14 protein-coding genes are annotated in these 17,384 nt (G+C 56.7%); 3 read left to right on the top strand and 11 right to left on the bottom strand.

Annotated features, from left to right (window positions below; genetic code table 11):
• From HRR99_RS22140 to HRR99_RS22125, 4 genes are read right to left on the bottom strand one after another with little or no spacing between them, the layout of a single operon-like run.
• Positions 1-1,140, bottom strand: coding sequence for a VWA domain-containing protein (locus tag HRR99_RS22140; RefSeq protein WP_233124915.1), 1,140 nt, complete (start codon positions 1,138-1,140; stop codon positions 1-3).
• Complete coding sequence (locus tag HRR99_RS22135) at positions 1,137-5,036, bottom strand: WGR and DUF4132 domain-containing protein (protein WP_233124914.1); 3,900 nt, start codon at positions 5,034-5,036, stop codon at positions 1,137-1,139. Before HRR99_RS22135 ends, HRR99_RS22140 begins: the two co-directional genes overlap by 4 nt.
• A 21-nt stretch (positions 5,037-5,057) precedes the next feature.
• The gene (locus HRR99_RS22130) at positions 5,058-7,388 is read right to left on the bottom strand and encodes a DUF5682 family protein (protein WP_233124913.1); all 2,331 of its coding nucleotides are present in this window, start codon (positions 7,386-7,388) and stop codon (positions 5,058-5,060) included.
• The gene (locus tag HRR99_RS22125; RefSeq protein WP_233124912.1) at positions 7,360-8,451 is read right to left on the bottom strand and encodes an ATP-binding protein; all 1,092 of its coding nucleotides are present in this window, start codon (positions 8,449-8,451) and stop codon (positions 7,360-7,362) included. Before HRR99_RS22125 ends, HRR99_RS22130 begins: the two co-directional genes overlap by 29 nt.
• 254 nt (positions 8,452-8,705) lie before the next feature.
• Between HRR99_RS22125 and HRR99_RS22120 the strand changes: the two genes are divergently transcribed.
• Positions 8,706-9,044 carry a GCG_CRPN prefix-to-repeats domain-containing protein gene (locus HRR99_RS22120; RefSeq protein WP_233124911.1) on the top strand — a complete coding sequence of 113 codons (339 nt, stop codon included), beginning with the start codon at positions 8,706-8,708 and terminating at the stop codon, positions 9,042-9,044.
• A 155-nt stretch (positions 9,045-9,199) separates the two neighbouring features.
• Here HRR99_RS22120 and HRR99_RS22115 read toward each other — a convergent pair whose 3' ends face one another.
• The 3 genes from HRR99_RS22115 to HRR99_RS22105 are packed head-to-tail and all read right to left on the bottom strand — an operon-like array spanning position 9,200 to position 10,860.
• Positions 9,200-9,928, bottom strand: coding sequence for a hypothetical protein (locus tag HRR99_RS22115; protein WP_233124910.1), 729 nt, complete (start codon positions 9,926-9,928; stop codon positions 9,200-9,202).
• A gap of 52 nt (positions 9,929-9,980) precedes the next feature.
• Positions 9,981-10,202, bottom strand: coding sequence for a hypothetical protein (locus tag HRR99_RS22110; protein ID WP_233124909.1), 222 nt, complete (start codon positions 10,200-10,202; stop codon positions 9,981-9,983).
• A gap of 4 nt (positions 10,203-10,206) precedes the next feature.
• Positions 10,207-10,860 (bottom strand): hypothetical protein, encoded by a 654-nt coding sequence (locus HRR99_RS22105; protein ID WP_233124908.1) that lies wholly within the window; start codon positions 10,858-10,860, stop codon positions 10,207-10,209.
• Positions 10,861-11,322: 462 nt separating this feature from the next.
• On the opposite strand from HRR99_RS22105, the gene HRR99_RS22100 reads away from it, so the two are divergent.
• Positions 11,323-12,636: an MFS transporter gene (locus HRR99_RS22100; RefSeq protein WP_233124907.1), complete on the top strand. Its 1,314-nt coding sequence runs from the start codon at positions 11,323-11,325 to the stop codon at positions 12,634-12,636.
• A gap of 18 nt (positions 12,637-12,654) precedes the next feature.
• On the opposite strand, the gene treY is transcribed toward HRR99_RS22100, so the two are convergent.
• The 3 genes from treY to HRR99_RS22085 all read right to left on the bottom strand — a co-directional run bounded on the left by treY (position 12,655) and on the right by HRR99_RS22085 (position 16,186).
• Positions 12,655-15,117: a malto-oligosyltrehalose synthase gene (gene treY / locus HRR99_RS22095; RefSeq protein WP_233124906.1), complete on the bottom strand. Its 2,463-nt coding sequence runs from the start codon at positions 15,115-15,117 to the stop codon at positions 12,655-12,657.
• A 139-nt stretch (positions 15,118-15,256) separates the two neighbouring features.
• Positions 15,257-15,766: an RNA polymerase sigma factor gene (locus HRR99_RS22090; protein ID WP_111841372.1), complete on the bottom strand. Its 510-nt coding sequence runs from the start codon at positions 15,764-15,766 to the stop codon at positions 15,257-15,259.
• Positions 15,767-15,928: 162 nt separating this feature from the next.
• The gene (locus HRR99_RS22085) at positions 15,929-16,186 is read right to left on the bottom strand and encodes a DUF6894 family protein (RefSeq protein ID WP_111841373.1); all 258 of its coding nucleotides are present in this window, start codon (positions 16,184-16,186) and stop codon (positions 15,929-15,931) included.
• Positions 16,187-16,326: 140 nt separating this feature from the next.
• Here HRR99_RS22085 and HRR99_RS22080 point away from each other — a divergent pair, with 140 nt between their 5' ends.
• Positions 16,327-17,022 carry a Crp/Fnr family transcriptional regulator gene (locus tag HRR99_RS22080; RefSeq protein WP_233124905.1) on the top strand — a complete coding sequence of 232 codons (696 nt, stop codon included), beginning with the start codon at positions 16,327-16,329 and terminating at the stop codon, positions 17,020-17,022.
• Between the two features lie 68 nt (positions 17,023-17,090).
• On the opposite strand, the gene HRR99_RS22075 is transcribed toward HRR99_RS22080, so the two are convergent.
• Positions 17,091-17,345: a hypothetical protein gene (locus tag HRR99_RS22075; RefSeq protein WP_233124904.1), complete on the bottom strand. Its 255-nt coding sequence runs from the start codon at positions 17,343-17,345 to the stop codon at positions 17,091-17,093.
• Positions 17,346-17,384 lie beyond the last annotated feature (39 nt).

Genomic DNA, 17,384 nt, shown 5'->3' with positions numbered 1-17,384 from the left:
CTACCGCCCGATCTTTTCGGCAAGCCAGCCAGCGAGCTCGCCCGGCGTCATCGCTCCGACTTCCGCGCCTGCTGCAACGAGCTTCTGCGCCATATTCCCGTCGTAAACGGGTGTGGCGGCAGAATCCAGCGCAGCTAGTCCAAGTACAAGCGTGCGCTGGGCAACGAGTGCGGCGACACGGTCCACCAGCATGGCCGGGCTGGACCCTTCGAAGAAATCGGAGATGAGAACGACGATCGCACGGTCGGGGTGTTCGATGAGGCCCGCCGCGTAGGATACCGCACCCTGAATATCGGTGCCGCCACCAAGCTGGACCTTCATCAGCAACTCGCAAGGGTCGTCCACGTCCTTGGTCAGATCGACGACGTTCGTATCGAAAGCGACGAGATGGGTCCGAACGCCGGGAAGCCCCCAGAGGCAAGCCGCCGTCACGGCAGAATGAATGACCGAGTCCAGCATCGATCCACTTTGATCGACCAGAAGGATGATCTGCCAGGTCTTCATGTGCCGACGGTTGCGGGCGAAGAAATGCAGTTTCTCGACGGTCATCTTGCCGGTCTCGGGGTCATAGTGCTTGAGATTGTCTTTCAGCACACGACGAAAATCGAGATCGCTGGCGATCCGAAACCGGCTGTGACGCCTGCGGTCCATGACACCGGAAAAGGCCAGAGACATATCCCGCGCCAGCTTTTCCATCAATTGGCGCACGACCTCCTGCACCAGTTTTCGTGCAAGTAGCAGGATATCCGGTGACATCAGATGCTTCGTGCGCAGGACTGCTTTCAGCAGCGTCTCATTGGGCACAGCGCGTTGCAGAACCTCCGGGTTGGTCACCACGTCGTCAATGGCATAGCGCTCTATGGCGTCGCGCTCCAGCCGCTCGATCGTTTCCTTGGGAAACAGCCGATGAATATCGTTTATCCATTCCGGTGTGGTCAGGACCGACCCTTCACGCCCACCCCGGCGTGCGATATTGCGAGAACCACCCTCCTCATCCCGGCCATAGAGCCATTCAAGGGCGACATCCATGGCCGCAGCCTCGCTGGACAGCCCGCACCCGGCAGCAGCACAGGGAGCCTGTGCTGCTTCGCCGAGAACGAGACGCCAACGTGTCAGGGCATCGAGGGCTGTGACGCTCATTTTACCGCCGTGGCGGCAAGGAGGCTCAATCCCCTAAGCATCTCACTGGCGCTCACCGGATCGAGTTCTCCAAAAGTACGGGCATCGCTTCCCGGCTGACTGTAGGGGCGATACAGCGTAATGTGCTGCAGTTTCTGAAACTTTTCCTCCCAGTCGCCACCGCCGGTGAAGATGCCTGGATCAAAGCCGAACATGGCAGTATTGACCTTGCCATCGGTAAATCGCACCGGTCGCTCCAGCCAGGAGATACAACCTCCGTCCTCCACCGAACCGAGATCCCAGCCGCGTGGCGACATACCGCGCAGTCGTGCCGCCTCCACCTCGATATCGGCGAACCGGGTGATCGTGGACGCTTGCTTCTCGTCTTGTGTCAGCTCGTAGGTTTCTCGCCCAAGCTGAGGGAAAGGCTGTGAAATTTCGTAATCTCCAAACAGAGCGCCCCAGGCATCGAGTCCACCCTTTGGCAGATGCAAGGGATGAACCAGTCCAATCAAGCCGGTCGCATCAGCGGAAAGATCGAGCGTGATCGGCTCGTCCTCTGCGTCGGTGAAGGACAGATCGTCGCCGACCCGGAAGAGTGTCTTCGGCGCGGTTTGAGGGTCTGTATCGTCATAGACGCCCCAGACAAGCCGCTGAGAAAGATGGCGGATCAACGGATGGCTTGCGAAGAAGAGCCAGAACACCTCGGGCGAAACCCGCCGGGATGTCGACAACATGTTTTCAAGGCGCGTAATCTGCAGGCTTGAAACCGCTCGCGCATCCTTCTTCACCGCGGCCCATGTTTTGACCGCTGCGGCGGACAGTGTCGCATCATCAGCCTTGTTCGGCTTGGGCAAATCCTTCAGGCGCTTGCCCGTTTCATCCTTTACCCATGGCTTCAGGAACTCATCGAAACCAACGCGGAAGCGGCGTGGCCCGAAATCGAGATCGAGACCGCCGCGCTCATCCAGATCGAGATCAGGTGCGAGACGATCGGCAAGCTCTTCCGGCGTCAGATCACGCGCCTCGGCAATTGCGGCGATCTTCTCCCGCGCCTTTTCCTGAAGTCCCTTGAATTTCAGCTTTTCCGCGATGCCATTGAGGTTCATCAGCGCCACATCCGTACCGATATCGGCAAGAACATCGAGACCGGTGACAGCGCGTTGATGGGCAGATTCGCCGGGCCATTTGCGCACAAGGCGCGTCAGTTGGCGGGCGCACTCATCATCCCCAAGCCAGCCCAAACCGCGCAAAGCCCACCCTTCTTTGTTGGGAGCACCTTCGGCAAGCCATGCGCCGAAAAGGTCCCACGAGAATCGCGCGAGGCTCTCCGGCGTCGTGACCTCCTTTACCGCATCGAGACCGGCATAGATGGCCTCGGGCGTTGAGAAGGACAGCATTTCCGCGATGGCGGCCAATGCCTCATCCGGCAGGGCACCGCCATCTTTCAGCACCGGACGGGTCAGCGCACCGGGGTTGAACCATGCTGGCAGCTTGGCGATGCGCGCAGGGAACCGGGCATAGGGATCACGATCCAGAACCTCCCAGACCGCCTTCATCACATCAGGCGACTGCGGCTCGTACAATTTCGCGATCTCAAGAATTTCGTCCCGCGCATCGGCGCGATCTGTCACCATCCAGCGAAGTGTATGTTCCGCCGCATCGCGAGAGGCGCCGGGCTTGCCGGTGGCGTCAGGGAGCAGCCTCGTTATTGCGGTGCGCCTATAAAGACGTAGCCATTGCATAGCCGGTACTCGCGCCTTCTTCAGCTTCAAGAGCGCGCGCGCGGCAAGGGGTGCAATGCCTGCGAAATCGACGTCCTTTACGTGTTCGAGCATGCCGATCGGGTTGTTTTCCACATTTCGGAGCAGACCAGGCAACGCTCTTTCGCCAAAACGATCGATCATGCGTGGGACAATATCGCCTATATAATAGGATGGCAGAACTTTGGGCTGACCCCATAAGGTCAACGAGAAAGAATCAAATTGCTTCTCGATGCCTCCTATCAGCGTGTCCCAATCATAACTTCCTGCCGCGTGATAGTCCTGGAACTCTGACACCCGCCTTGAAACAAAGGCCAAAACGTCTTCCAACTCATCGCCCTCTTGCGGAAGGGCCATCGAGCGTGGCACTTTTCTCCAATCGGGAACGTCTTTGCTCTCGAACTCCCTAATGGCATCGATCAGTTCTTCGGTCGTAGAGACGATGCGGGCGCGGCTTAGGCGCCAACTATACTCCTCCGGCGGCGGCCCTTCGCGCAGATAGCGGAAGGGTGTTTCCAACGGCGAGAGTTCCAGAACGGTATCGTTGACGGCCTTCTTTTTCTTGCGCCATGGCGGATCACGCAACACGACAGGCAGGGCTTCGATCGGTGCCAGCGCAACATCATGGATATCGAGCAGCTTCTGCAGCTGGGTTTTCCACCTCGGTTCGGTGGCCCAGCTTTCCAATGTCTCTTTCGGGTACTGCTTGACGAAATCCATGGCCCGGGCGCGAATAACAGGCTCGTTGCTGCCGGATGACAGCGTTGCCAGATATTGACCGAACATGAAGGCGGGGTCTTCTTCCGAGGCTTGATCGACCGCAGGACGAATCCATTTTTCGTGAATGAACGGCAGAAGCTTTGCTAATGCCCCACTTTCACCCGTCGCAAGGATGACGCGTGCGATCTCTGTTCTCTGACCTTCATAGCCATAATGAAGCAGCCATTCGAGCGTCGGCAGTGCAGATTCCTGATAATGCCGCGCCGTCTCTATAGCGGTGGCGAGAATATCATCGAGCATCAGGTCGTAATACATGAAGAAAATGAAATAGCTGCGCTTCGTGCGCCAGCGTGCTGCAGTAGACGGCCGGGCATCCAGCACGAGCGGCACCATGGCAAGTGTAGCGCCAACGTCCTCCCCCGCCTCCTGAGCTGCGGCTAGGACAGCAACCGGCGTCAACTCATGCGCCACATCCCGGTCATCACCCAGCATAAACGCGAAGGCTGCCTTCTTGCGCCAATCGGTTTCCGTTCGGAAGGCTTCGGTCAGCATCGCAACGATCGCCTCGTAATCCTCATCGGAAGCGGCGGTGATGTTACCGCGAAGAGCAAGTTCGCGCGGCGAACTCAATGATGAGGCTTCATAACCACGTCGATTGCTGGGATCGATCCCGACAATCGGCAGCATCGCTTCCACCACGAAAGGCATGCCGCGCTTTGCGGATAGAAACTCGAAAAAGTAGTCCAGGCACAAGAGACTGGCGGACGTCTTTTTCTGGCTTTCACCCAAATAGATGGTGAGATATTTGCTCGCCTGCTCGATCTTTTCTGCCCATTCGCGAACATCTGCGGCGGTGGACACCCCTATTGACCCTCCTGCTTCACCGGCTTCCTGAACCTTTGCGTCCAGCCAGTTCCACGCTTCGAGCCGTTCGTCTTGGGCGTTGTCCTTGATGAGGGCCACGTGACCGCGTAGCTTTGCCCAGGCTTTTACCGGATCGGCAACAGTAAACCGTCGAGAACGTGTTGGCAGAGCAGAGCCTATCAGCCGGTTCAGAATTTCCTCACGATCAGCATCGACTACAGGTTTTGCAACGGGCTGAACCAAGACAGACGGCTGCGTCGTAGCTTCGCTTGCGGCGGCTGCGGGCAATGGCATCGCGAGTTTCTCATCTTTGGATGCCTCTGGCGAAGCGGCGGCAGGTACCGAAGGTGCGGGCATCTCACCGTCGGAAACGCGCGAATAACCCTTGCCGGTCTTTTCTTTTACCAGCTTCTTCTTTTCTTTTTCGGCGTCTTCCGCAGTCGGAAAATCCTTGTCTTTCGATTGGCCCTGCGTGCCGATACGGCCATAGCGGATTTTAAGTGAAACACCTGAGACGAAGACCTCCCAGAACTTTGACGATGTACCTTCAACGAGTTCGTAGCGTTCCATTTTTACCTTCCTCACATCACATCAAATCAATCCGGCTTCGGCAAGACGCCGAGCCACAGTCGCCTCGAGCGCGATAGCGCTCGCCTGATTTGCCACCGGCGTCGATTGACGCATCCACGCCATGGCCTGAACCTCCGCCTGCGCCTCGTTGCCGCCGTGGGAACGGACAATGGCGCCAGCCAATCTTTCGCGCTCACGCGGCGGGAAGAATGAAAAAGCCCGTCTGAGCGACGGCAACGCGCGCAAAAACGCCTCGTCCGTCCAGCCTTCGACCATGGCGGTGACGGAACCGATAACAGACGCGCTTTTGGAAATGTCCTCGCGCGCCAATGCAAACAGGCCGGACAGGAAGTCGCCGAGCCTGTCAGGCCCGCTGAAACGCTGCATTCGTCCGCTGACATCGTCAGGGAATGTTTTCCCGCATGCGATCAGCGTTCCGAAAGCTCCACCGGCGAGCGCTGCTGGCGCCTCCGGGTTTGCAACACAGCGTTCAAGGCCGGCAATAAAGGAGGAAATGCCCATGTTCGGCGTCGGGCAATCCCGCATCATGTCGCGACAGGCAAGCAGCGCGCGGATGGCTCTGATGCCTTCATCCTCGTTGCGAATGGCCTCCATGATCCACATCACACGGGCAAACACCGCTTCGCAGAGACGCCCCAAAGCCTTATGTGCGGCCTCTCCGAAAATCTCTCCAAAGCGGTAAAGCCTCACGACCTCCAGCCCTGTCGCGCCGATTGCACGGATATCGTGAGACGATGCGAGACCGGCGGCGATGCGCTCCGTCAATTCGTTTTCAAGCGCCAACAGACCGGCAAACAGCGCATCGGCAAGGCAGGCGGAGAGGCTCTCGAGATCGTTTCCCGCGTGCTCGGCACGATCCGACAGAACCGCTGCTGCTGCCATCGGCACCGTGCCACCCCAGCGCGACGCCTCGATCTGCGCGCCATCGGCATCACGATGAAGGACCAGCCGGAATGTTTCCTTCGGCGCAACGGTGCCGAGGGTCATGGGGTCACCGATACGTTCGATGCCGGGAATGTCGAGGATACAGAGCGCGTGCAGCAGATGTGCCCGCTCCCGATCAAGAGGTACGTTCCAATCCAGCGCCACCTCGCGTGGTCGATGGTCCGGCATCAGACCGAGCTCATCAAGCCTCGCTCGGATATCGGCCATCAAAGGCGGTTGGCGCGTGCCGGGCGCTAGCTTGCCGGATCTTTCTCCTGTCAAGGCGCGGAGCATGGCGACGAGTGCTGGGTGGGTTCCAGACCGCAACGCCCCTTCGCGGGTCCAGGCGGCGGGCATGTCAAGAGCATCCTTGATTAAAGTCGCCAAGGCTGCGTCCAGGAGATCGGCACGCAACACGGATCGGTGCCCACGCGCCATCGAGAGCGCTTTGGCATGGGCGTGCCACGCAACACGATCCGCCGTGGAAACAACCTGCCTGGCAGCACGTAGCGCAGCAGCAATCGCATTCTGTGCATTATCAGCCGCGTGATCCAGCCCATATGCAAAGACATCTTCATAGTAAGCTGGAGATGGCATACCGGATGCGTAACCGGCAAACCGGTCAAGCCGCCGATATTCATAGGGCACAACGTAGCTTCCCGCTCGTTCGCCCTCATCGAGTTTCGGGATCGCCGGTAGGTCGCCGTCCGCCTGACGCGCCAGCAGCCGTATAGCCTGTGCGTGCCAGCCGCCGCAGATGAGGACAACTTTTCTGCCTTTTGCCTCCCTCAAGGCCCAGGCTGCATGCGCGGCCATGTAGCGTTCACGCGCAAGTTCCTGCGGGTCCTCCGCCCCATCCGGGCGCAGCAGGTCGAAATAATATGCGAGGCGTTCCTCAAGCTCCTCCAGCGGTGATTGCTCGGCAATCGCATCCCAGAATGCATCGCGCCCATCTTCACCCAGCGCATTTGCCGCAACTCGCTCGACTGCTGCTGCTCTCTTTCCATGCAGATCGGCGTAGCGGTTGGTGCGATCTCCAAAATCCGGGTGCCAGGCAGGTAGATCGCAAAAGAGCGGTGTGGCACCTGTGGACCACGCCGCTTGCAAAGCCTCCCACTCCGGCGAATAGCTACAAAAGGGGGAATAGGAGGCATGCACACGACGCGGTGTGGAATGAAAACTGAAAATGGCCAGCGGCAGTTGATGCGCGAGCCTCAAATCCTCGATGTGGGGATTGAAATCTGCCGGGCCTTCGATCAACACAAACGCTGGCCTGTGATCTTCGATGGTGCGACGAACAAGCTGCGCGCAGGCAGGTGAATGATGCCGCACACCGATGACGATGAGGCGATCATGCGAACTATACTGGTCGTCGGGATCAGGGTGTGAGGAGATGCCGGGCTGCATAAAACGCCTTCCACCCTTCGCCTGACCGCTTGGATGCCTTCTGCTCTAGATAGCGGCGCAACCGCGTCAAATCCTCCGCATTGTCCTTAGCAGCCGTGCCCGCAAGGCATTCGACGATATCTTCGGGACGACCGCTATCACCGCGAAGATAATGGCCGCGAATACCGATCGCGTGGGCAACGCTGACCGCTTCGGCTGTACTCATGACCGAGCTTAACCGCTCCATGCCGCCTTCGACCGAAAGACCTTCCCGCAACTCTCTGAAGCAGGTTACCAGCACCTCCAGAGTATCGTCATCGGGCGGTGCCGGGACGCCCGACCGCGCGAGCAATTTTCCCGCCTCACGCTTGACCAGCGCAAGTTCCTCATCCGCATCGCGAATGGGGAAAACCGTTTCGAAGTTGAACCGCCGCTTCAAGGCGGCAGACATTTCGTTCACGCCACGGTCGCGGGTATTGGCTGTGGCGATGATGTTGAAGCCTTCTCTGGCAAACACCATACCGTCATCACCCGACAGTTCCGGCACCGCCATCACGCGGTCCGACAGCACCGACAACAGACTATCCTGAACCTCGAGCGGGCAACGCGTGATTTCCTCGAAACGGACAACCTTGCCTTCCGACATGCCACGGTGAAGCGGTGCCGGTACGAGCGCCCGTCGCGTCGGCCCCTCGCTCACCAGAAGAGCATAATTCCAGCCATAGCGGATCTGATCCTCGCTCAAGGAAGCGCCGCCCTGAATGGTCAGCGTCGAGTCCCCGCTGATTGCCGCAGCAAGCAGTTCCGACAGAAAACTCTTGGCGGTCCCGGGTTCGCCTATCAGCAGCAGCGCACGGGACGTTGCAAGGGTCACCATGGCACGCTCGATGAGGGATGGCGATGCGACGAGTTTGGCCGTCGCACCATTGCCGCCGAGGATGAAAGATTTGACACTTTTCAAAGACAGCGCCCAACCGGGCGGCTTCGGGCCACTGTCGCTTATGCGCAATGCTGCAAGCTCTTCAGAACATGAGATTTCAACCGGCGGTCGCTGCACGACATTGTTGGCTACATTCTCATTCATATCTCATCACCTGGCAGTGTAGATTCGCTCGAGCGCCGTAGTCGGACACTAGAACTCGCACCCATTCGTTGCAGAAATAAGGCAGGAATTGTGCACATTGTATCGCCGATAATTTGAAGGGCAGATTTTGGTCACAGACTGGGCAGATTATGACTTCGCTGCCGTTTTCCCGCCCTGAAAACATCACCAATCATTCAGCCACCGTTCACGGGCTGAAGCGCTATTTGTTTGCGGGGCCAAAAGGAGCAAAACAGATGCGCAGATTGATTTTGAGCGCAGCTTGCATCGTCACAGGATTGTTTGCGACCGGCGTCAACGCGATGCCAACCGGCAAACAATCCGCACCGGACACGTCACTCATTCAAAAGGTGGATTACGCCTGCGGTCGCGGCTACCACCTGTCCCCACGCGGATTTTGCCGCCCGAACGGACCGCCGCCAGGATATTACGGCGGATGGGATCGGCGCGATCGCTGGGAAGAACGGCGAGAGTGGCGGGAACGGCAGGCACGCCGGGAATGGCGCGATAGACACGACCGCCGCAACTGGCATGATCGTCGCGGCTGGCAAGGAGAGCCGGATTATCGCTGGTGAAGAAGAAGAAGCCCTCTGCAGCAAGGAGGGCTTTTTTTAATTGCCGTGAAGCACCGGGATAGATGAGGTCGAGAGGCGTCCTCACGGGCCCGATGGTGGCGCGAGATAACTCTCTTTTGGCAGAACTGAATTTAAAGGCCTAAAGGTGTCATCGGTCACGGCTGTATGGCCTTGTAAAGAAGATCATATTGTCGGCGAAAATTATCACTCAATATAAAGAGGCCGGGATTTGGGCTTTGTTGAGAACATTCCCTGTACTTGCAATAATAAGCTCTGCACATCAGCTGAGCGACGCCATCGGGATAATTATCCCTAAAGAACAGGTCCTTGTACGAGCCATCGTCGAAGCTCGTGATCGAGGTTGCGTAATCGCAGAAATACGGCGTCTTTTCGAGGGCGCGCTGAGTTTCGTCAGAAAACTGGTGGAAAAGATCCTCGTGGCAGTTCTCATTCAGGCCACATGCCCAAACCGACAGGCGAAAGGCTTCATAAGACGACGATATTGCTGAAGAATTAGACTTTATTTCATTGCTGCGTATTATACTGACGTAGTCCACAAATTTTTTCTTGAAATCATTTTCAATATTGAATTTGAATTTCCACATCTCGAAGAAAACGTTCGTCCCACCGCATTCCTGCAGCTTTTCCTTTATTTGATACGTGTACTGATACTGCTGACAAACACCGGGCAAGTTTATGGCCACGGTGTTTACCGTTCCTTTGTCGTGGCATATCGCATCAATTAAACTTAAAACGTCCTTGGAGCATGCCTGCTGCAACCTGCTTTCAACGCTTTTAGGCAGTGGTGTTGTCGTCTGGGACAAGGCCTGTGAGACGCCCATAATACTCATAAGCAATGCGGCGACTATCGTGCAAAGTTTCAAGGTGCTTACTCCGTTCAGTTACGTCTCTGCACTCTCAAAAGCTGTGCTCACATTACGAAAAATATTGATCAAGAGAGATCATTTTTTCACGCGTCTCATTATCGACAGACAATTTTGAATAGGCAATCTTCACACCTTCAAATGCGATGAGCCATTCTCCGACAGCGAAAAACTGACGTATGGAAGACGTATCGTGACCTAACTGTTCAAGTTGAAGGATTAAGTCCTCCAATGTTTGAATCGCTGCAACGCCGTCGAAAACACTGGCTTTCACAAGCTCAATCCCCAAAATTAATTGCAGCTTTTTCCAGCCATTCTTCAGCGTCGACCTGGCCGTTGCGATCTTGGCTGCAAAGAAGAGGCAATCCGCGGCGATCTTCCGGCCACAGGATGGATTTCATATCGCCACTCGCAAAGTCGCATAGAACGGGGCTGCTGCTAAGAAATTGATCCGGGAACTTAAGAATTAGCTCTTTTGCACAAGCCGTTCTGCCGTTTCCCTTGCCGGGGCATAGAAGCCACACGAAGCTGGAAAGTAGCAGATCGTTACGATACCGAAATGAATTATCCGTATCGTATCGTTTTTCAACGAGGTCTGATTCAAATGCTCTCGAAACGTAAAATTGCAATAATGCCCATCGACTGGCCTCCGCCCGTTCCACGCTGCCGCTTCTGGACATATTGACAATTGCACGGACGGTGCTGCTGTTGCATTCGTCGCCCGGAGCTTCTGACCGCCCATTGCGCAGGCCACTCAGGTAGTCTAGCCAGGGCTTCACTTCCTGAACATTGTCCAAAGTAAAGGTCTGTCGCTCACAAAACGCGCGAGCTGGATCAAACGCTTCTTGAGCAAGAGCTCCAGGCGATATGCTTAGCGACCCGAAAAGAAGGGTGAATATGCCAAGGATTTTTAATTTTCTTGATTCAAGCATATTTTATGACCTTCAAGATGTCTTCGAAGGACGTTCGCGGCGTGAAGGAGCCATCGCCTGAATGATCTGGATGGACTTTCCTCGCTTTGAGGTCTCACGACAATAGCTACCCATGCGCCCTATCCGCTAATATGGAGATTACAATCAAACTCAAACCAAAGGCGAAATGCAATTATTAATTGCGTCAAAAACAAGAACTGGATGTTTTTGCACCTAGCTCGATGTCCCGGCGAGCGCCAAATGCATTTATACAGGTTATGGTTCCGAAATTATTGTTAGGTTGCAATTCTGTTGATGATTGAAGCTCGACTGGCATGCGGGAAAGCGACATCTAAATCGTCACACCCATCTTTGATTTGATGGCAAGGCGTGCCACAAGTTTTACCAATCGTTGCGCGGCTTGGGGACAGACGACTGCGCTGGACGATGTGCTCGGGGCATTTACGGGAAGTGGGGGAAGTCATGCAGTCATCGGTTTCCGTTGAGGATGGCCTACGAGCGGCTGGGGTTGGGGCGTTTCAGAAGCGCCTGTTCGTCATTTTCGGGCTCGTCTGGGCAGCTGACGCCATGCAGGTTCTGGCGATTGGGTTTAGTGCACCCTCGATTGCCAAAAGCTTTGGGGTGACGGTGCCGCAGGCATTGCAGACGGGGACGTTCTTCTTTCTGGGGATGCTGATCGGTGCTTTTGCTTTTGGGCGGCTGGCGGATCGCATTGGGCGCAGGCCTGTGCTGTTCATCGCCATTATTCTCGATGCCATCTGTGGTGTAGCATCGGCATTTGCGCCTGATCTGCAATGGTTGATCGTGGCACGCTTTCTGACCGGCATTGGGGTTGGCGGAACGCTGCCTGTCGATTACGCCATGATGGCCGAGTTTTTGCCGTCCGACCGGCGGGGTCGGTGGCTGGTTCTGCTGGAAGGCTGCTGGGCAATTGGTACCGTTGCACTCGCCCTGCTGGCGCTGGTGGCGGGTACGCAGGGTGGGGAAGCGTGGCGGACGATTTTCTTCGTCACGGGGCTTCCGGCACTCATCGGCGTTATTCTGCGGCTTTACGTGCCGGAATCGCCTCTTTATTTGAACCAGAAAGGTCGCTCGGAAGAGGCGCGGCAGGTTTTGCAACGTGTTGCGAAGACGAACGGCAAGGATATCGACATCCCGGCACTGGTGCCGCAGGCCGGGCAGCGCGCGCCGATCAGTGAGCTGTTTTCAAACATTCTGCGTCGCCGTACGGTGTTCCTGATGCTGGCATGGATGCTGATCTCGGTTTCCTATTACGGCGTCTTTGTCTATCTGCCGATAAAGCTGGCGGCAGATGGTTTCGGCTTCATGCGCGGTCAGATGTTTCTCGTCGTTCTGGCAATCGCGCAATTGCCGGGCTATGCGCTGGCGGCCTATGGCGTGGAAAAATGGGGCCGCAAGCCGACACTGATCGGCTTCCTGCTGCTGAGTGCGGTGGGAACGCTGGCCTATGGACTGGGACAGTCCGTCGAGATCGCGGTGGCCGCGACATTGCTACTGAGTTTCTCGCTGCTTGGCACGTGGGGAGCGATTTACGCGTTTACGCCTGAGCTTTACCCCACGACGCTGCGTGCGAGTGGCATGGGCATGGCGGGTGCGGTTGCGCGGTTTGGTGGGCTGTTGGCACCATCGATCGTCGCGCCGCTGATGGCGTCGAATTTCGGTCTGGCTTTGGGCGTCATCTCAGGACTGTTGGTCGTGGCGGCGTTCAGCGTATGGCTGATCGATGCGGAATCGAGAAATCAGGCTCTGGCATAGAGCCTGATTTCTCACCTTCTATCGCCTTTTCAAAATTGCAAGTTTGACCTCGCCGAGATCGATTTTGTCGGTGAATGTCCAGTTTTTCTGCGTCAACACATCCACATAGGTGCTGTTGGCGAGATCAGGCGGCAGCGTGATGCTGGCGGGTGCTGGGGGCCGCATGGAGAGGCGTGGCGCGATGGTGATGAGCGCGTCGTCTGGCGTGACGCGCGCAAAGCCGACATATTGCCCCGCCCCTTCGCCGCTGACCTCGAGTGGAACATATGTTCCCGCACCGAAGAGATCAGGCATCGCCTTGCGCATCGACAAGATCGTGGCGATCAGGCGTTGCTTGAGTTCCAGGCTCGGGTGTTGGTGCCCGCCCTGTTCACGCTGCTTTGCAAGAGCATCGAAATCCGGCAGGCGGCGGTTATCTGGATCGACAAGGCTGAGGTCGAGGCTTTCGCTGCCCTGATAGATGTCAGGTACGCCTGGGGCTGTCAGTTTGATCAGCGTCTGGGAGACGCCATTGGAAAGACCGGCCTCGATGAAAGGATGTAGGGTCTGGACAAAATCTTCCATAAACGCGCGGTTTTCGGGCGAAAGCAGCTTGCGAGCATAGCCGATGACGGCGTCCTCATAGGCTGCATTGCTATCACCCCAGTTCGTGCGCAGTTTCGCCTCGCGTAGCGCTTTTTCGACATAGGCTGCGAAGCGCTCTTCGAGTGCTTTCAGCTCTTCGGCATTCTGAACATCAAACTCAAGCGGCCAGACGCCCGCGAGTGCCTGATAAAGCAGCCACTCCACGGATGGCTCTGGCGCGACGCCATCGTCCAGCACCTGCCGGTAAGACGCATTCATGCCCTGCCAACGTTTGAAGGCATCGGCCCAAAGCTGCGGGTCCTCGGTGATGGCGTAGAGACGTGTGCGGGCGTCTTCGCCGCGTTTCGTGTCGTGGGTGGATGTGGCGGAGAGCGCATCGGGTTGATGGATCAGGCGCTTGATCATAGCAGCGTGAAACTGCTCGACGGAGAACGATTGCTGAAGGGGTTCGGCACCCACTTCGTTCAGTGCCAGCGCCGTGTTCTGGCGGTAAAACAGCGTGTCTTCGACGGATTTCGCCATGAGCGGACCGGTGAGTTGCTGGAAGCGTGTTCTGAATTCTGCGGCATGATCTCCTCGACCATGACGAAGGATGTGTTGAAGGCTGGCAAGCGCATCGGCATCGGGCGCGTGAGCGCTGGTGCTGATGGCATCAATGACTTTGGTCAGAACATCGTCGCTCTCTCGCGGCAAACCATCGGCATGGCCATACGTACGGTAGACCGGAAAAGAGACGACCAGTTCACGCAGGGCGGCGCGCAGATCGCTTTCGCTAGGGTGCACGCCGCTGTTTTCGGTTTCGAGAATGCGTACCGCCAGTTTCAGCAAACGGTTGAACTCGCCTGCGAAATTGATGTCTGCCATAAGCAGCTTGGCCTTGCGTAACTCCGCCTGCATGTCGGTGGGGTGGCCTTCGCAAGCCGCGTAGGCGTCCTGCAATTGGGAGAGCTTGTCATTGTCCACGAAGACATTGCTAAGGGCTGATATGAATTCGTAGCCCGTGGTGCCGGAGACCGGCCAATCCAGCGGCAGTTGCTCATCGGGGCCGAGTATCTTTTCCACCGTGATGTAGCAGCCTGCACCGGCCTCCTGCCGCAACCGCTCCAGATAGGATTTCGGATCGGCCAGACCATCGACGTGGTCGACGCGCAGGCCATCCACCGAGCCATTGCGGACGAGTTCGAGGATGAGGCGGTGCGTGTCATCAAAGATGGCGGCGTCTTCGACCTTCATGCCAACGAGGCCGGTGACCTCGAAAAACCGGCGATAGGACAAATCCCGGCACGCGTCGCGCCACGACGTGAGGCGGTAGGGCTGACGATCATGAAGAGCGGCAATCGCCTGTTTATCGGTCGTGCCGATAGTATCGGCCTCGCGCCCGGCATAGCTGGCGGGGTTCAGCGGATAATGTGCGCCGTGACAGCACAGTGCAGGTTTGCCGGTGGAGGGGTCTGCCTCGATCGTGACGTCTCCATCCTCAAGCACCTTCGCAAAATCATCGCCCAGAAAGGGAAGCGTCAGGCGGCGAGACCAGTCGATATCGAAATGTCCGGCGTAGCGACTATCTGCACCATGTTCGATAACGTCCTTCCACCAGGCGTTTTCCAGCGAGGCTGCCATGTGGTTGGGTACGATGTCGATGATGACGCCAAGACCTTCGGCTTTCAATGCACGCACCAGCCTATCGAAACCTTCCCGACCGCCGATGGCCGGATCGATTTCATTGGCATCTGTCACGTCATAGCCATGCGTAGAGTCGCTGGTGGCGCTGAAGATCGGGGATGCGTAGAGGTGGCTGATGCCGAGTTTTTTCAGGTAGGGGATGATGGCAACCGCGCGATCAAATGTCATGCCATTGCGAAACTGAATGCGATAGGTCGATGTCGGGACTGTCATGCGGTGCTCCAGTGGGAGAGCAGCCCAAACTACACCCGCGGGAAGTAGTTCCGTCCGATCTGCGCAAAAAGCCGCCGCGCATGACAAACCCGGCAATGAAGTTTACCGGGTCGGATAATAACACGCGTTTTTTTAAGGCTTAGACCGCTGCAACGGTCGTCATGGTGTCGCCCATGTGGTTGGCGAGGAAGTGCTTGGCACGATTAACACGGCTTTTCACGGTACCAACGGAAATCTTACATGTTCTGGCGGCGGCATCATAAGCTTGGCCATCTTCTACGACGAGATGAAAAACAACGCGGTAAATCGGCGGCATGGCGGCAAGGGCGCGATCGTATTCGATCTTCCTGATAGCCCACTCCTGTGGTGAAGGCGCCGCCTGAATAAGATGTTCAAGGTTATTCGTACCAACCGTGATACGCTTGTTTTTCTGATAGGAGGTGTGGTGGGCGTTGCGCATGATGGTGAACATCCAGGACTTCAGATTTGTACCCGGAGTGAACGAGGGAAGCGCGCGGAGAGCTTTGAGAAGCGTTTCCTGAACGAGATCTTCGACATCGTTCTGGCTTCTGTAAAATCGCGATCCGAACCTGTGGAGCGCGGGGATGAGGGCAACGACTTCCTGCTGGATACTCAAGTCTGCTGACATGCTTAATCTCCCTTGCTAGTGGGGAATTAAGCCATTGCAGACATCATCGTTCCGGCCCTCAGGGCGTGAGTACGTTAGCGTACGCTGATATCTAATATGCTTGATAATGGCGAGATTTCGAGTAAGTGAAGCGCCAATTTTTAAGCTAGAGCATGGGGTTGCTCATCTTTTATGAGTCTGACGCTGGTCATCAAAATGAACCGTTTCTCTAAAGGGAACAGTTCCAGCGATTTCACCGTTCTCCATCGTAATTTCGAAGACATCTCCATCAATCACCTCGCCCCGCCGCAAACGGTCGGCGAGAATTTCACGCGCAGCCTGAAAGGCTTCATCGTATGCTGCTTCCAGCGTTTCGAATTCCGCGCCTTCAGGGTCAAGGGCAAAGCCGTCGTGGCTGCGAACGTGGAAATAGTATCTCATTGCAATTCTCCGATGTGTCCTTCGAACCATCGGAGAATGCTAAAGTTTCATCACATTGACATGTGCACAGGAAAAGTGAGGTCATTTTTCCAGCTTTCCTGCGCATGCATCCGCCACAGACTGCTAGAAAGGGCATCGCTTTGACCTGGACCAATAACGGCCTTCTTAAAAGACTTTCTGCCGAAGACACGGCACTGTTACGCCCAAGGCTTGAGCCCGTGACATTGGCGCAGACGCAGACGCTGTTCGATAGCTACGAGCCGATCAGCCACGTCTACTTCTTTGAAAGCGGCCTGTCGTCAGAAGTCGTGGTCGCCAGCAAGTCCATCGAGGTCGGATGTATCGGCCACGAAGGATGTTCCGGCGTTCCCGTGCTGATGGGCGTCGATGCCAGTCCGCATAAGGCCTTTATGCAGGTGGGCGGAAAGGCTCTGCGCATTCCCTCGCCTGAACTGATGGCATTGATGGACGACAGCCGCACGCTCCGAACCCTGCTGCAGAAATACGCGCATGTTTTCATGATCCAGATTGCGGCAACGGCCTTGGCCGACGGGCGCTATGATGTGGAGCAGCGTTTGGCACGCTGGCTATTGATGTGTCAGGACCGTTTGGGCGACGAACTGCCGCTGACCCATGATTTTCTGGCTGTGATGTTGGGCGTGCGGCGCCCCAGCGTGACGGATGCTCTGCACAAGCTGGAAGGTAGTCGTGCCATCAAAGCCGAGCGCTCGCTGATTACCGTGCGGGACCGGGCGCTGTTGCTGGAAACGGCGGGGGATTCCTACGGAATACCTGAGGCCGAACATCGCCGCCTTATCGGTCCGCAATCGGCTTAGGGGTATTGGGAAATGCATAACGCTGCCTCATCTCTGAGACAGCGTTACATTTAACGTCAGCAAAAAGCTTATTTACTCGTCGTGTCGTCCACGACATCCGTTTCCGGCCTGTCACCGCTGCGCACGTGCTGAGATTGCCATTGGCCGTCTGCCAGCTGGTAGGAGATATCGACCTCTTCTCCGCCGATCTGCTGACGCCGCGCGGCGTCATTGGCCGCTCTCAGAGCGGAATCGTGGTCCGGGAAAGTCTCAGACCACACATCGCCAAGCCGGTAGGCATAGCCGCCATCGTGTTCGCCAACGTGATACGTAACTGCCATCATAGTCTCCTGTTGCAAGCCTCTGAAAACGTTGCCACAGGA

The sequence above is a fragment of the Agrobacterium vaccinii genome (assembly GCF_021310995.1).
In the GTDB taxonomy this organism is placed as follows: domain Bacteria; phylum Pseudomonadota; class Alphaproteobacteria; order Rhizobiales; family Rhizobiaceae; genus Agrobacterium; species Agrobacterium vaccinii.
The sequence above is the reverse complement of the archived record's forward strand: the minus strand, read 5'-3'. Positions and strand labels throughout refer to the sequence as shown.

Coding starts and splice junctions, on each gene's coding strand:
- HRR99_RS22085 (WP_111841373.1), bottom strand. CDS start 16,186: ATGAGATACTATTTCCACGTTCGCAGCCACGACGGCTTTGCCCTTGAC.
- HRR99_RS22120 (WP_233124911.1), top strand. CDS start 8,706: ATGCGCAGATTGATTTTGAGCGCAGCTTGCATCGTCACAGGATTGTTT.
- treY (WP_233124906.1), bottom strand. CDS start 15,117: ATGACAGTCCCGACATCGACCTATCGCATTCAGTTTCGCAATGGCATG.
- HRR99_RS22090 (WP_111841372.1), bottom strand. CDS start 15,766: ATGTCAGCAGACTTGAGTATCCAGCAGGAAGTCGTTGCCCTCATCCCC.
- HRR99_RS22100 (WP_233124907.1), top strand. CDS start 11,323: ATGCAGTCATCGGTTTCCGTTGAGGATGGCCTACGAGCGGCTGGGGTT.
- HRR99_RS22105 (WP_233124908.1), bottom strand. CDS start 10,860: ATGCTTGAATCAAGAAAATTAAAAATCCTTGGCATATTCACCCTTCTT.
- HRR99_RS22135 (WP_233124914.1), bottom strand. CDS start 5,036: ATGGAACGCTACGAACTCGTTGAAGGTACATCGTCAAAGTTCTGGGAG.
- HRR99_RS22075 (WP_233124904.1), bottom strand. CDS start 17,345: ATGATGGCAGTTACGTATCACGTTGGCGAACACGATGGCGGCTATGCC.
- HRR99_RS22125 (WP_233124912.1), bottom strand. CDS start 8,451: ATGAATGAGAATGTAGCCAACAATGTCGTGCAGCGACCGCCGGTTGAA.
- HRR99_RS22130 (WP_233124913.1), bottom strand. CDS start 7,388: ATGCAGCCCGGCATCTCCTCACACCCTGATCCCGACGACCAGTATAGT.
- HRR99_RS22140 (WP_233124915.1), bottom strand. CDS start 1,140: ATGAGCGTCACAGCCCTCGATGCCCTGACACGTTGGCGTCTCGTTCTC.